The organism is Williamsia sp. Y712, from assembly GCF_059445525.1.
Map to the genome: position 1 here is coordinate 128,565 of NZ_JCAIUN010000004.1, position 14,729 is coordinate 143,293.

Genomic DNA, 14,729 nt, shown 5'->3' on the forward strand with positions numbered 1-14,729 from the left:
CAGGGCGCCGGCGAATCTGTTTACCGCACAGTCTTATTCCAGCTCGACCAGCAAGTCGCCGCCTTCAACCTGCGACACTGACGTGATGGCGACCCGCTTGACGGTGCCGCCGGTGGGCGCGGTGATCGCGGCCTCCATCTTCATGGCCTCGATCGAACCGATCGCAGCTCCGGCCGCCAGCTTCTCCCCGGGTTCAACCACAATCGTGACCACACCACCGAACGGTGCGGCGATGTGTTTCGGATTCCCGGTCTGGGCCTTCTCGGCCACCGCTTCGGTGACATCGAGGCTACGGTCACGCACCTGCACCGGCCGCAGTTGCCCGTTCAGGATGCACATGACCGTACGCATCCCCCGCTTGTCCGGTTCACTGATCGCCTCGAGACCGATGAGCAACTCGACACCGGGTTCGAGTTCCACCCGATGCTCGTCGCCGTAGCGCAGGCCATAGAAGAACTGGTTCGCCGACAACGTCGAGGTGTCGCCGTATGCGACCTTGTGCTCTTCGTAGTCCCTGGTCGGGCCCGGGAACAGCAAGCGGTTCAGCGTCTTCCGACGCAACGCCGCATCCGGGTCCTGCAGATTGGCCGTGTCCTGATCCGACAGTGCGACTTCGGGTTTGGGCTCCGCCCGCCCGGCCAGCGCCCGGCTACGCAGGGGTTCGGGCCAACCACCGGCCGGATCCCCCAGCTCGCCGCGCAGAAATCCGATCACCGAATCGGGGATGTCGTAGGACGTCGGATCATCGGCGAACTCCTTGGCACTGACGCCCTGACCCACCAGAGTCAAAGCGAGATCTCCGACCACCTTCGACGACGGGGTGACCTTGATCAGCCGTCCGAGCATCCGGTCGGCGTCGGCGTAGGCGCCTTCGATCTGCTCGAACTGATCTCCCAGTCCCAGTGCGACGGCCTGCTGACGCAGATTCGAGAGCTGCCCACCGGGAATCTCGTGGGTGTAGACCCGGCCCGTCGGCGACGGCAACCCGGACTCGAACGGCGCGTACACCTTCCGCAACGCCTCCCAATACGGCTCGAGATCGCAGACGGCACCCAAATCGAGACCGGTGTCGAACTCGGTGTTGGCCGTGGCCGCCACGATCGCCGACAACGCCGGCTGACTGGTCGTCCCGGCCATCGACGCCGATGCACCGTCGACCGCGTCCGCGCCGGCCTGCCAGGCCGCATAGTAGGTGGCCAGCTGACCGCCCGGGGTGTCATGGGTGTGCACGTGCACCGGCAGATCGAAGTTGCTGCGCAGCGCGGTGACCAGCGCGGTGGCGGCCTGTGGGCGCAGCAGGCCGGCCATGTCCTTGATCGCCAGGACGTGCGCACCCGCCTCTACGATCTGCTCGGCCAGCTTCAGGTAGTAATCGAGCGTGTACAGCTTCTCGTTCGGGTCAGACAGATCCCCGGTGTACGACATCGCGACCTCGGCGATCGTGGTGCCGGTCTCGCGGACCGCGTCGATCGCCGGCCGCATCTGATCAACATTGTTCAGCGCGTCGAAGATCCGGAAGATGTCGATACCGGTCGAAGCCGCCTCGGCCACAAACGCTTTGGTGACCGTTTCGGGATACGGCGTGTAGCCGACGGTGTTGCGACCCCGCAGAAGCATCTGCAGGTTGATGTTCGGCATCGCTTCACGCAACTGCGCCAACCGATCCCACGGATCTTCCTTCAGGAACCGCAGCGCCACATCATAGGTCGCCCCACCCCAGCACTCCACCGACAACAACTGCGGTGTCGCAGCGGCCACATACGGGGCCACCATGAGCAATCCGGACGTCCGTACCCGGGTCGCGAGCAACGACTGATGGGCATCACGGAAGGTTGTGTCGGTGACCCCCAACGCCTTTGAAGCCCGCAGATCTGCGGCAAAACCCTCCGGCCCCAGCTTCAGCAACCGTTGCCGCGAGCCATCAGCCGGTGAGCTGATGTCGATGTCGGGGAGCTTGTCGCGCGGATAGACCGTGGCCGGCCGCTCACCATGAGGCTTGTTGACCGTGACATCGGCCAAATAGTTCAGGATCCGGGTACCGCGGTCAGCAGAGACCCGCGAGGTCATCAGTTGCGGACGCTGCTCGATGAACGAGGTGGTGACATTCCCGGCCCGAAAGTCCGGATCGTCCAGAACTGCCTGCAGGAACGGGATGTTCGTGGCCACGCCACGAATCCGGAACTCTGCAACCGCGCGCCGGGCGCGGGCCACCGCTGTCTCGAAATCGCGACCGCGACACGTCAGCTTCACCAGCATCGAGTCGAAGTGTGCGCTGACCTCGGCGCCAAGAGTCGCTCCACCATCGAGCCGAATTCCGGCACCACCAGGTGTGCGATATGCGGTGATCCGGCCGGTGTCGGGGCGGAAGCCATTGGTCGGATCTTCGGTGGTGATCCGGCACTGCAACGCCGCGCCGCGAATCTGAACGGTGTCCTGCGACAACCCCAGATCGGACAGCGTCTGCCCCGACGCGATCCGGATCTGCGACTGCACCAGATCCACATCGGTGATCTCTTCGGTGACCGTGTGCTCGACCTGGATCCGCGGATTCATCTCGATGAACACGTGATTGCCGTTGCGGTCGAGCAAGAACTCGACCGTGCCCGCACACGAGTAACCGATCTGCTTGGCAAACGCCACCGCGTCCGCGCACATCTTTTCGCGCAGCTCCTGCGGTAGATGCGGTGCAGGCGCCAACTCGATCACCTTCTGATGGCGCCGCTGTACCGAGCAGTCGCGTTCGAACAGATGCATCACGTTGCCGGCGCCGTCGGCAAGGATTTGAACCTCGATATGACGTGGTTCGATCACCGCCTGCTCCAAGAACACCGACGCATCACCGAATGCCGACTTCGCCTCACGGCCAGCAGCTTCGATGGCCTCACGCAACTCGTCGATCGTCTCGACCCGGCGCATCCCGCGGCCCCCGCCGCCGGCGATCGCCTTGACGAACACCGGGAACGTCATCGATTCGGCTGCAACCATCAATTCTTCGACGTCATCGGACGCCTGTGACGACGCCAGAACCGGCAGACCCGCCTCACGGGCAGCAGCGATTGCTCGTGCCTTGTTCCCGGTCAGCTCCAACACCGCAGCACTGGGCCCGATGAACGTGATCCCGGCAGCCTCACACGCCGCAGCCAGATCGGGGTTCTCCGACAAGAAGCCGTATCCGGGGTAAATCGCGTCCGCCCCGGCGCGACGGGCCGCAGCGATGATCTCGTCCACCGATAGATATGCGCGGACCGGATGACCGGGCTCACCGATCTGGTAGGCCTCATCTGCCTTCAATCGATGAATCGAGTTGCGATCCTCATACGGGTACACCGCCACCGTGCCGGCACCCAACTCATACGCCGCACGGAACGCACGAATCGCGATCTCACCACGATTGGCCACCAGCACCTTACGAAACATCAACCCGCCTCCACCTTCATTCGCGCCGATCACTGCACCCACCGCGGGAACCGGACAGAACCCTGCATAAAGAAACCCTACGACCCGACTACATCCTCACAAATATTCAGGCCGTGACTGTGCGCTGTTTGTAACCGCCGTACTCACCGGGCGGACGGATGAGTGCGTTGGATCCGGCCTGTTCAATGACGTGTGCCGTCCATCCGACTATTCGGCGCATCACAAAAGCGGAGGTGAGTGATCCGAGCGCAAATCCCATCAAGTGATACGCAGGTCCGGTTCGGATATCGAGATCGGATGTGATCCGGTCGCGGAGTCTATGTCTTCGAGGTCGGATCGTCGACGAATGCGTCGACGTCATCGACGTCCCGCGGGCCGTTGTCCATCCGGTTCGCCAGGTAGGTCACGCCCCAGAGCACCACTCCGAGCAGCAACATCACGCCCGCGATCTTGTACTGGATCATCTGCGAGTCGGTGCGAGCCCACGGACCGGCCAGGAAAAGGCACAGGATCGCACCCAGTACCGGAATCCAGACCGGTGCCCGGAAGAAAGTCTTGTCGTCACCACGTTTGAGGATGAGGCAGCAGACGTTCACCACCGCGAACACGCAGAGCAACAGCAGCCCCGTGGTGCCCGCCAAGGCCGCGACAACATCGTTGCCCGACAACTGATTCACCACGATGATGAGTCCGAACGCGAGCAGCGTGGTGAAGATGATCGCGCTCCACGGCGACCGGCGGTTCGGCAGGACCCTGCCCAGTCCTCGCGGAAGTACCCGCTGTTTGGACATTCCATAGATCAACCTGCTGGCCATGAGCATGTTGATGAGCGCAGTGTTGGCCACGGCAAAAACAGTGAGATACGGGAAGATCTCGTCGATCGGCACCGACGGTGCTCCGATCTCGACCACGTGAAGCAGGATGCCCTCGTCACCCGAGTCGTAGTCGAGCGGCAGCACCGCGATCACCGCGACAACGACAAAGACGTAGATCAGGCAGGCTATCCCCAATCCCGACAGCATCACTTTGGGAAAGATCTTCTGGGGTTCCTTGGTCTCCTCCACCATGTTCACCGAGTCCTCGAAACCCACCATCGCAAAGAACGCGATCGTGGTCGCGATGGTCACGGCCAGGAACCATCCCTTGTCGTTGGCGTCCTCGAACACCACCAGATTTCCGATGTCGCCCTCACCGGTTCCACGTCCGGCCGCCACGAAACCGATGACGATGACGATCGCAAGGGCGAGGATCTCCACCGCGGTCAGGACCACGTTGAACCGTACGGACTCACCGACCCCTCGCAGGTTGACCAGGGCCAGAACGAGCATGAAGCCGAGCGCCACCGCCAGCTGCGCACCCTCACCGGTGGGTACGTCGAACCAACCCAATCCGTCCGCGCTGCTGAATGATTCGTGCAGTCCCGCGAGCAGATTGCCTGCGACGACGTTGGAAGAGGTGGACGCACTGGTGATACCCGAGCACACCACCGCAAATGCCACCAGGAAGGTGACGAAGTGGATACCGAAGGCTTTCTGCGTATACAGCGCCGCACCCGCACATCGCGGGAACTTGGTCACCAGCTCCAGGTACGAGAATGCGGTCAACGTGGCCACCGCGAACGCCAGGATGAAGGGTAGCCATGCCATCCCGCCGACGTTGTCGATCATCTGACCGGTGACCGCGTAGACCCCCGCCCCGAGAATGTCACCGACGATGAACAGGAGCAGCAGGCCGGGCCCCATCACCCGCTTCAGTTCGGGTTCAGATTTGGAAGCGGGATCAACTGTGGTTTCTGTCATTTCAGACCCTCCGGTCCCCAGGCGCCGCCTACCGGCCGCAACCGCTGTATCCGACGGAAATGATGATATTCCTCACCCAGGCCCAGACAGCTCGTTGTCATTTCTTTGTAACCCGCTCGTCGTACGGTGACGCCATGAGCACTGTGATCGAGAATGCCTACATTGTCACCATGGATGCCGGGCGGCGGGAGTTGCGCTCCGGTTCCGTGGTCTTTGACGGCAATATGATCACCGCGGTCGTCGACGGGCGCGTCGACCCACAGGTCGCAGCCGTTTCCGAGGTGATCGACGGCTCCGGCTGCGTCCTGACACCGGGCCTGATCAACACCCACCATCACCTGTACCAATGGATCACCCGCGGCCTCGCCGCCGATCACACGCTTTTCCAGTGGCTCACCACGCTGTACCCGGTGTGGGCGGGCATCGACGAAGAAAGTGTCCACGTCGCCGCCATGGGCGCCTTGGGCCGGCTCGCGCTGACCGGGTGCACAACCAGCACTGACCACCATTACGTCTTCCCCAAAGAGGGTGGCGACCTGCTGACCGCCGAAATACTCGCCGCACAATCGGTGGGACTGCGCTTTCACCCCACCCGCGGATCGATGGATCTGAGCGAGAAGGACGGCGGACTACCGCCCGACAGTGTGGTCGAGACGATTGATCAGATCCTCACCGCGAGCTCCGATGCGATCGACCGCTGGCATGACCCGTCGCCCGATGCGATGGTCAAGATCGCCCTTGCCCCCTGCTCCCCTTTCTCGGTGACCGCGGACCTCTTGCGTGCGTCGGCGGAGTTGGCCCGCGAGAAGAACGTGCGACTGCACACCCACCTCGCCGAGACCGTCGACGAATCCGATTACACCGCGGAACATTTCGGTTGCACGCCTCTCGAATACATGGAGAGTGTCGGCTGGCTCGGCAACGACGTCTGGTTTGCCCACGGCGTTCATTTCGACGACAAGGCGATCTCCACACTCGCCGCAACCGGCAGCGGAGTTGCCCACTGCCCCACCTCCAATGGCCGACTGGGAGCCGGGATCGCCCGCACCCGCGACCTGATCGCGGCCGGCGTACCCGTCGGTCTTGGCGTCGACGGCGCAGCCTCCAACGAATCGAGCCGCCTGCTCGAAGAAGCCCACCAGGCAGTGTTGATGGCCCGCGCCATCGGCGGTCCCACCGCGCTGACCACCCGGGAGGCCCTCGAATTGGCAACCCTGGGCGGGGCCCGCGTTCTCGGATATCAGGGCACGCTGGGGTCCATCGAGCCCGGCAAACTCGCCGACCTGGTGCTCTGGCGACTGGATGGCCTGGGCCACAGCGGTATCGAAGATCCGGTGGCAGCACTGGTACTCGGCGACATCCCGCCCATCGAACGACTGTGGGTCAACGGGAAGACCGTTGTCAGCGGCGGCGAACTCGTCACCATCGACGCCGAGGACACCGCACGCAAAGTCGCGGCCGCACACACCGCGTTGATCGCCAAGGCAGGATAATGGATCTCCACACGATCGAAAGCATCGAAACACCACGTACCCGCGCCGATCTGACGGGCCTGAGCGCCACCGACGGCCTGATGTCCGGCGGTACCTGGTTGATGAGTGAACCGCAGATGCACCTGCGGCGATTGATCGACCTGCGCGGACTCGGGTGGCCCGACCTCACCATCACCGACGACGGCCTCGAGATTGCCGCCACCTGCACCATCGAGACACTCATTTCGGCACGCTACCCGGCGGAATGGGTTGCCACCCCGCTCTTTTCCGCCGCCGCGCGTGCGCTGCTCGCGTCCTTCAAGATCTGGAAGAACGCCAGTGTCGGCGGCAACATCTGCCTCGGATTCCCCGCAGGCGCGATGATCTCGATGACCTCTGCGCTCGACGCCCGACTTCTGGTGTGGAAAGCCGACGGCAGCGATCGTATCTACTCGGTGCCGCAGTTCGTCGTCGCACAGAACGAGACCATTCTCGAACCCGGAGATGTACTGCGCTCGATCATGATTCCGGCTGCGGCACTCACCCAGCCCACCGCGCTGCGCAAAATGGCCATGTCGCCGCTGGGACGCTCCGGCGTGGTGGTCGTCGGGCGGAGCCGGCCGGCAGGCGCGTTGATCTCGGTGACGGCCGCGACCCGTGTCCCCTATGTGATCGCCACGGAATCGACGGAGCCCGATGAGGTTGCAGCCCATGTCGATTCGGCCATACCCCTGCAGGCCTACTATTCCGATCCACACGGCGCCGCCGACTGGCGCCGTCACGTCACCGGCGTTCTCATCCGGGATGTTGTTGCCGAGCTCGCCGGTTCGTGAAGGACAAAATACATATGAAGATCAACGGAAAACCTGTCGATGGCCGCCCCGCCCCCGGGCAGTGCCTGCGCACGTTCATTCGCGACCAGGGTGAGGACAGTGTCAAAAAGGGTTGCGACGCCGGCGACTGTGGTGCCTGTTCGGTCCTGATCGACGGCGAGCCACATCATTCATGCCTGATCCCCGCGTTCCGGGTGGCCGATGCCGAGATCACCACCGTGGCCGGGCTCGGCACCCCCGACAACCTGCATCCGCTGCAGCAGCGCTTCGTCGACGCGGCCGGCTTCCAGTGCGGCTTCTGCACCGCCGGGATGGTGGTGACCGTCAGCGCGCTCGATCAGGCTCAACGAGACGATCTGCCGCAGAGTCTGAAGGGAAACCTCTGCCGCTGCACCGGATATCGCTCCATCTGCGATGCCATCAACGGAGTCGTGGGTGTCGAGAAGGTCTCCGCAGGAGATCCGGGGCCCTCGGTGGGCCGGTCGATCCCGGCACCGGCTGCCGCGCGCATCGTCACCGGCACCGAGCCGTACACGATGGACCGGCTTCCCGCCGATCTCGGACACATCGCCGTCGTCGGAAGCCCACATCCGCATGCCCGGATCGTGTCGATCGACACCACAGCTGCGCAACAGTTGCCCGGAGTGCGCGCGGTACTGACCCACCGGGACGATCCCGGGGTGCCCTTTTCCACGGCGCGCCACGAGAACCGTCTCGACAATCCCGACGACACCTACGTTTTCGACACCACCCTTCGTTTCGTCGGGCAGCGGGTCGCCGCCGTGGTCGCCGATTCGATGACCATCGCCCGCCGGGCCGGAGAGCTGATCGTCATCGAATACGAGGTCCTACCCGCCAATTTCGATCCGGCACTGGCCACCGAACCCGGCACGCCCCTGGTCCACGGCGACAAGACCACCGATGCCCGCATCGCGGATCCGCAGCGCAACCTCGTAGTCGAATTCGGGGGTACCACCGGCGATGTGGAGGCCGGTGTCGAAGCGGCCCGAGCAGCGGGCGGAACCGTGGTGTCCGGACGCTGGCAGACCGCACGGATCCAGCACACACATCTCGAGACCCACGGTGCCGTCGGCTGGCGGGATGAGAACGACCGCTTCGTCATTCGCTCGAGCACTCAGGTCCCGTTCCTGACCCGAGATGGGCTGTGCCACATCTTCGGCCTGGCCGTCGACGACGTCCGGGTCTACACCTCTCGGGTCGGTGGCGGCTTCGGCGGTAAACAGGAATTGTTGACCGAAGACCTGGTGGTCCTGGCGATGATCAAGACCGGCCGTCCGGCGGTCTACGAGTTCACCCGGACCGATCAGTTCACCATCGCGACGTGCCGTCACCCGATGCGCGTCGACGTGACCGCGGCCGCAGGCGCCGACGGTGTACTCACCGCACTCTCGGTCTCGGTGCTGTCCGACGCCGGCGCGTACGGCAACCACAGCATCCCGGTGTTGTTTCATTCATGTAGTGAATCCGTCGCCCTGTATCGGTGTGCCAACAAGCGCGTCGACGCACGTGCGGTGTACACCAACAACATTCCGTCCGGAGCGTTCCGCGGCTATGGGCTCGGGCAGGTCGCCTTCGGGATCGAGGGTGCGATCGACGAATTGGCCGCGCAGCTCGGCATCGATCCGTTCGAGATGCGCCGGATCAACACCACGGTTCCGGGTGACCCGTTCGTGACGTGGGAAGTCGAGGACGACGACCTCGAGTTCGGCAGCTACGGCCTCGACCAGTGTCTGGACCTGGCTCAGGAGGCACTACATTCGGCTCGCACCGATCCCACGCGCAATGGCGAAGTCTTTGCCGACCAGCCGCATTGGCGGGTGGGCGAAGGTATGGCCTCCACGATGATCGCGACGAATCCGCCGCGCGGCCACTACGCCGATGCACGGATGTCGCTGACCACTGATGGCCTGTTCGTGGCAGCCGTGGGTACTGCCGAGTTCGGCAACGGAACCACCACCGTTCTGACCCAGATCGCCGCGTCGGCACTGGGCTGCGCGCCGACCCAGATCGTCATCCGCCAGTCCGACACGGACGTCATCGGTTACGACACCGGCGCATTCGGCTCGGCCGGCACCGTCGTTGCAGGCAAGGCGCTGAGCCTGGCCGCGGACGAACTCCGCCGGAAGATCTTCGAGATCGCGGCCACCGAACTCGGGGCAGATCAATCCGAGTGCGTTCTGGGACCCCAGGGCGTGCAGGCCGGAGCCGCCTTCATCGATCTTGCCGGTATCGCCGCAGCCGCCGGTGGACCGGTCGAATGCGAAGGCACCCACAATGGCAGCCCGCGGTCGGTGGCATACAACGTGCACGCCTTCCGGGTCGCGGTCAACACTGCAACCGGTGAGGTCCGCATCCTGCAGTCGCTGCAGGCCGCGGACGCAGGTGTGGTGATGAACCCCGGGCAATGTCGCGGACAGATCGAAGGCGGTGCGGCCCAGGCCATCGGTACGGCGTTGTACGAGGAGATGATCATCGACGAAGGTCACGTGATCACGCAGGTGCTTCGGAACTATCACATCCCGGCGCTGGCCGATGTGCCCCGCACCGAGGTGTACTTCGCCGACACCTATGACTCCATCGGCCCACTGGGCGCGAAGTCGATGAGCGAGGCGCCCTACAACCCGGTTGCACCGGGTTTGGAAAGCGCCATCCGCAACGCGATCGGCGTCCGGATCCACGAGTTGCCGATGAACCCGCCCAGGGTCTGGCGAGCCCTCACCCCCTGACCACACCCGGTGCAAAAGTGGGTGGGTCAGGACGAAATGGTCCGAGCCGTACCGGTTTCCATCTTGCCGGAGACGATCTGTAAGCCGTGGTGGGTCCCGGTCTTGAGCCAGCGAGACAGGGTCGGGCCCTCGGCAAGAACAGCGACCTTTGCATAGCGGGCCCGTCCCGTCAGCTTGGTCGCCGCGATGTCCACGCCGCCGTCAACCGGCTGGGCAAAACCGAGAGAACCCTTGATCGGGAACGACGGCCCGCGCCCATCGGACTGGGTTTGCACCAGCCAATCGCGTGCCGAGACACCGGCGCCTTCGAGGACGTCACCGGTGAAGTCGGCCAGTACCTTTGGCAACTGCCAGTGGAAGCGACCACCGTGCACCGAGGCGGCCGAGTCGACGGCGATGAACGGCACCGACAACCGAGGCATCATCCCGAGCCCACCACCCGGCCGCCGCAGGACCGGACTGGCGAGGATTTCGCGATACGGTCCGACCGGCGAGTCCAGGTAGTCGACAACCATTCCCACGGTCATGTTGATCGTCGATTCTCGGCCGCCGAGGGCGATGGCTTCGTCGGTTGCCCGATGCCACCAGAGTGTGGCCCGCACCGACGCGGGCCATGGCGGTGGAGAGCTGACCGGCAACTGCGCCGGGGCACTTTCGGATTCGACAACGCTCCACATCAGCAGGCGTCCTTCGACGCTGCAGAGGTGGTCACGAACAGAGGTAGCCGTAGCGCCCCTGGCGCATCTACCGGCACCACGGGTGATGTTGGCGTTACCGCGGTGACACGCACGTACGCTTCGCCGATCTCCGGACGCTGGTCGACCTCACCCTTGTTGGGCCACAGCGCAATCGCACGTTCGGCCTGCGCGGTGATGGTCAGCGACGGGTTGACACCCAGATTGGCGCTCACCGCCGACCCGTCGACCACATGCAGCCCCGGATGTCCGAAGACACGGTGATACGGGTCGACCACACCCCGCTCCGAATCCGCTCCGATGACGCAACCGCCCAGGAAATGAGCAGTCATCGGGATGTTGACCACTTCGGCCATCGAACCGCCCGGATCGCCGTCGATCTTGTCGGCGAGCAATCGGATCGCCGTATGTCCCTGTGGAATCCATTCGGGGGGCGGGTTTCCCGAACCGGGCCGACTCGTCAGCTTCCGGCCGAAGATGCCGCGCTTGGACGCCAGCTCCAGTGAGTTGTCATCGGTCTGCATCACCAGTGCGATCACCGTCTTCTCCGACCAGTGCCGCACCGAAAGACTCCGGACGAACGCTCCCGGGTGGCGAAGTGCGACCCCGACCGTCTTGAGGACCCGTGGCGTCCGGCCACCGCCGTCGGACAACACCGTCTGCAACAACCCGATGGCGTTGCTGCCCTTGCCATATCGAACCGGCTCGATGTGCGTGTGGTCGTCCGGATGGAACGACGACGTGATGGCGACACCGTTGGTGTAGTCGATATCCCGGTTGCGAGCGGTCGCGGCCAGCACTGCCTCGGAGTTGGTGCGCACGACCGAACCCAGCTGATCGGACAGCTGTGGCAGTTCCCCGGTCTCCTTCATCGCGAGCAACAATTTCTGCGTGCCATAGGTTCCAGCCGCGAACACCACCTGGCCGGCAAAGATGCTTCTCTCGCGACGACGCAGCTTGGCACCTGTGCGCCGGGTGACGATCTCGTATCCGTCGTCGGACGGCCGAACCGCGCGCACCGTGGTCAACGGCAGTACCGTCACCCCGGCCTTCTCGGCCAGATGCAGGTAGTTCTTCACCAGGGTGTTCTTGGCGCCCACCCGGCATCCGGTCATACAGGACCCGCATTCGGTGCAGGCCGTCCGCTCGGGGCCGGCCCCACCGAAGAACGGATCTGCCACGCGCTCACCGGGATTACCGAATAGAACACCCACCGGTGTGGTGGTGAACGTCGAGCCGACACCCATGTCATCAGCCACCTCGCGCATGACCTTGTCGGCGGCCGTCACACTCGGGTTGTCGACAACGCCCAGCATTCGACGGGCCTGGTCGTAGTAGGGGTCCAGTTCGTCGAACCAATCGGTGATGTCGCCCCACTGCGGGTCTTCGAAGAAGCGTTTCGGCGGCTGGTACAGCGTGTTGGCGTAGTTCAGCGATCCGCCACCGACCCCCGCCCCTGCCATCACCAGGACATCGGGTAGGAGATGGATGCGCTGCACGCCATAGCAACCCATCCACGGTGCCCACAGGTACTTTCGCAATCGCCAACTGGTCTTCGGCAACTCGTCGTCTTCGAAGCGGCGTCCGGCCTCGAGAACCGCTACCTTGTAACCCTTTTCCGCCAAACGGAGTGCGGCAACCGATCCACCGAAGCCGGATCCGACAACCACCACGTCATAGTCGTTCATGCAGGCTCGCTTTCCCGTGGCTGCGGAACCACTGCACCGCTGCCGAGTTCGAAGTCGTTGAGATCTGTTGTGCGCAGGAGCTTGCGGAACTCCCAGGTGAACGTCGGCCACATGACCGAGTTGCGGCCCTTGCGATCGAAGTACCAGCTGGAGCATCCGCCGGCGTTCCACACGGTGTCCGTCAATTTCTCGTCGATATCCGCGTTGTAGGCCTCCTGCGCCTCACGCTTGACATCAATGCTCGACAACTTCCGGTCGGCCATCTGCGCGATCGCCGAATTGATGTAGTTCGCCTGAGATTCCAGCATGTACACGATGGAACTGTGTCCGAGGTTCGTGTTCGGGCCATACATCAGGAACAGATTCGGGAAGCCATTCACCGACGTCCCCCGATAGGCACTGGGACTGCCGTTCCACGATTCGGCAAGGCTACGGCCGTCGGCGCCGTGCAATACCTGTGCCACAGGCGGCTCTGTCGCGGTGAAGCCGGTACCGAAGACCACCGCGTCGACCTTGTGTTCCACCCCGTTTCCATCGACAACCCCGTCCGCGGTCATTGCCGCCATCCCGGTGTCCACGAGGTTCACATCGGGTCGGGCGAGGGTCCGGAGCCACGTGTTGCTCAGCAGCATCCGTTTACAACCGATGGTGAACTTCGGAGTCAACTTCTTCCGCAGCACCGGATCTTTGACCTGTCTGCGCAACTGGCTCTTGGCGAGCAATTTGAACAGCGGCAACAGGAACGTGAACTTCGCCAGCGCGAGGACGTAGCCCTCGCGGTAGACGTAGAGGCCACCCCTGGCAAGCTTCTGCGACGGGGGCAACACCTTGTACAGGGTGCGCTCCAGTGTGCCGATCGAACGATCAAGCCGAGGGATGATCCACGCCGGTGTCCGCTGGATGACGGTCAGATGTTCTGCGGGATCGGCCAATTCGGGGACGAACTGGATGGCCGATGCACCGGTTCCGACCACCGCGATGCGCTTGCCTGCCGGGTCGAAACTGTGATCCCAGGTGGCGCTGTGGAACATCGTCCCGGTGAAATCTCCGATTCCGGGGACGTCCGGAAAGCTCGGATTCGACAGGGTGCCAGTGGCAGCAACCAACACTTGGGCCGAGGTGACACCGCGGGACGTCTCGACCTGCCACCGCGAGGTCACCGAATCCCAGTGCGCAGTGAGCAACTCGCAGTCGAACACGGTTCGCTCGCGCATCCCGTGCTGGTCCGCCACCGACTTCAGGTAGTCGAAGATCTCCGGCTGACGGGCGTAGTTGTGTGTCCACGCCGGACTCGGCGCGAAGGAAAACGAGTACAGGTTGCTCGGAACATCGCACGCCGCACCGGGATAGGTGTTGTCACGCCAGGTTCCGCCCACATCCGACGCACGTTCGATGAGCACCACGTCGGATGAGGTCTTTTCGGTCAGGATCTTGTGCGCCGCGGCCATCCCGGCAAAGCCGGTTCCGACGATCAGCGTGTGCACCTGCGCAGGCAATGCTGTCAGTGGGGCCGTGCGTGCGGGCGATGTACTCATGTGCGGGTCACCATTGCCTCCCATATCGGGACGAGGCGCGCGCGCATCTCCCGGTCGGTTGTGTCATTGCGAAAAAGAGCCGAAACCGCCAGTCCCCTGGCCAGTTCAACGCTGATCTCGATGGCTTCTGGCGACATCCGGTCACCGAAGATCGCCGCGCTGCCTGCCTGAATGGCCTCGTTCACCCGCGCCTCGAGGGGTAGCACCGCGGCGTGCAGCACCGGATCGGTACGCGCTGCGATCCACAGTTCGAGCGCGGCATAGAACAGCGGCCCGGAGAAGGCATCGAGAAACAGTTCGACCCCGGCGTTGTCGTCCGCCACATGGGCGTCGAGCATCTCGGCCAGTCGCTGCTCCACCAGATGCTCGACCGCCGCGACCACCAGCGACTCCTTGGTCGGAAAATGATGCAGCTGCGCGCCTCTGGAAACCCCCGCGCGACGGGAGATCTCCTGGGTACTCGTCCCGGCGTAACCCTTGTCGATGAGGCAGCTGATCGCCGCGTCGAGCAGTCGGGCCCGCATCTGCGCGGTGCGCTGAGCC

General features: G+C 63.9%; 10 protein-coding genes. 3 read left to right on the plus strand and 7 right to left on the minus strand.

Annotation, left to right across the window (positions count from 1 at the left end):
- Window positions 1–33: 33 nt before the first annotated feature.
- From AC1D75_RS23800 to AC1D75_RS23810, 3 genes are all read right to left on the minus strand, one after another.
- Complete coding sequence (locus AC1D75_RS23800; protein WP_495517812.1) at window positions 34–3,417, minus strand: pyruvate carboxylase; 3,384 nt, start codon at window positions 3,415–3,417, stop codon at window positions 34–36.
- Between the two features lie 106 nt (window positions 3,418–3,523).
- Entirely contained in the window at window positions 3,524–3,778 is a 255-nt protein-coding gene (locus tag AC1D75_RS23805) for a citrate/2-methylcitrate synthase (RefSeq protein ID WP_495517813.1), read from the minus strand.
- Window positions 3,735–5,216 carry an APC family permease gene (locus AC1D75_RS23810; RefSeq protein WP_495517814.1) on the minus strand — a complete coding sequence of 494 codons (1,482 nt, stop codon included), beginning with the start codon at window positions 5,214–5,216 and terminating at the stop codon, window positions 3,735–3,737. The genes AC1D75_RS23805 and AC1D75_RS23810 overlap by 44 nt, the downstream gene beginning before the upstream one ends.
- 134 nt (window positions 5,217–5,350) lie before the next feature.
- Between AC1D75_RS23810 and AC1D75_RS23815 the strand changes: the two genes are divergently transcribed.
- From AC1D75_RS23815 to AC1D75_RS23825, 3 genes are read left to right on the plus strand one after another with little or no spacing between them, the layout of a single operon-like run.
- Window positions 5,351–6,709, plus strand: a complete 1,359-nt coding sequence (locus AC1D75_RS23815; RefSeq protein WP_495517815.1) for an 8-oxoguanine deaminase — start codon at window positions 5,351–5,353, stop codon at window positions 6,707–6,709.
- On the plus strand, window positions 6,709–7,521 hold the full coding sequence (locus AC1D75_RS23820; RefSeq protein WP_495517816.1) for an FAD binding domain-containing protein: 813 nt from the start codon (window positions 6,709–6,711) through the stop codon (window positions 7,519–7,521). The genes AC1D75_RS23815 and AC1D75_RS23820 overlap by 1 nt, the downstream gene beginning before the upstream one ends.
- A 14-nt stretch (window positions 7,522–7,535) precedes the next feature.
- Complete coding sequence (locus AC1D75_RS23825) at window positions 7,536–10,268, plus strand: molybdopterin-dependent oxidoreductase (protein WP_495517817.1); 2,733 nt, start codon at window positions 7,536–7,538, stop codon at window positions 10,266–10,268.
- 26 nt (window positions 10,269–10,294) lie between these two features.
- Here the strand turns inward: AC1D75_RS23825 and AC1D75_RS23830 are convergent, their stop codons facing one another.
- Genes AC1D75_RS23830 through AC1D75_RS23845 form a run of 4 tightly spaced genes read right to left on the minus strand, consistent with a single transcriptional unit; the run spans window position 10,295 to window position 14,710 of the window.
- Window positions 10,295–10,945 (minus strand): hypothetical protein, encoded by a 651-nt coding sequence (locus tag AC1D75_RS23830; RefSeq protein ID WP_495517818.1) that lies wholly within the window; start codon window positions 10,943–10,945, stop codon window positions 10,295–10,297.
- Window positions 10,945–12,651 (minus strand): GMC oxidoreductase, encoded by a 1,707-nt coding sequence (locus AC1D75_RS23835; protein WP_495517819.1) that lies wholly within the window; start codon window positions 12,649–12,651, stop codon window positions 10,945–10,947. Before AC1D75_RS23835 ends, AC1D75_RS23830 begins: the two co-directional genes overlap by 1 nt.
- Window positions 12,648–14,186 (minus strand): flavin-containing monooxygenase, encoded by a 1,539-nt coding sequence (locus AC1D75_RS23840; RefSeq protein ID WP_495517820.1) that lies wholly within the window; start codon window positions 14,184–14,186, stop codon window positions 12,648–12,650. The genes AC1D75_RS23835 and AC1D75_RS23840 overlap by 4 nt, the downstream gene beginning before the upstream one ends.
- Entirely contained in the window at window positions 14,183–14,710 is a 528-nt protein-coding gene (locus AC1D75_RS23845) for a TetR/AcrR family transcriptional regulator (protein ID WP_495518397.1), read from the minus strand. Before AC1D75_RS23845 ends, AC1D75_RS23840 begins: the two co-directional genes overlap by 4 nt.
- Between the last annotated feature and the right edge of the window lie 19 nt (window positions 14,711–14,729).

Coding starts and splice junctions, on each gene's coding strand:
- AC1D75_RS23815 (WP_495517815.1), top strand. CDS start 5,351: ATGAGCACTGTGATCGAGAATGCCTACATTGTCACCATGGATGCCGGG.
- AC1D75_RS23825 (WP_495517817.1), top strand. CDS start 7,536: ATGAAGATCAACGGAAAACCTGTCGATGGCCGCCCCGCCCCCGGGCAG.
- AC1D75_RS23840 (WP_495517820.1), bottom strand. CDS start 14,186: ATGAGTACATCGCCCGCACGCACGGCCCCACTGACAGCATTGCCTGCG.
- AC1D75_RS23805 (WP_495517813.1), bottom strand. CDS start 3,778: ATGACGTCGACGCATTCGTCGACGATCCGACCTCGAAGACATAGACTC.
- AC1D75_RS23835 (WP_495517819.1), bottom strand. CDS start 12,651: ATGAACGACTATGACGTGGTGGTTGTCGGATCCGGCTTCGGTGGATCG.
- AC1D75_RS23830 (WP_495517818.1), bottom strand. CDS start 10,945: ATGTGGAGCGTTGTCGAATCCGAAAGTGCCCCGGCGCAGTTGCCGGTC.
- AC1D75_RS23800 (WP_495517812.1), bottom strand. CDS start 3,417: ATGTTTCGTAAGGTGCTGGTGGCCAATCGTGGTGAGATCGCGATTCGT.
- AC1D75_RS23810 (WP_495517814.1), bottom strand. CDS start 5,216: ATGACAGAAACCACAGTTGATCCCGCTTCCAAATCTGAACCCGAACTG.
- AC1D75_RS23820 (WP_495517816.1), top strand. CDS start 6,709: ATGGATCTCCACACGATCGAAAGCATCGAAACACCACGTACCCGCGCC.
- AC1D75_RS23845 (WP_495518397.1), bottom strand. CDS start 14,710: ATGCGGGCCCGACTGCTCGACGCGGCGATCAGCTGCCTCATCGACAAG.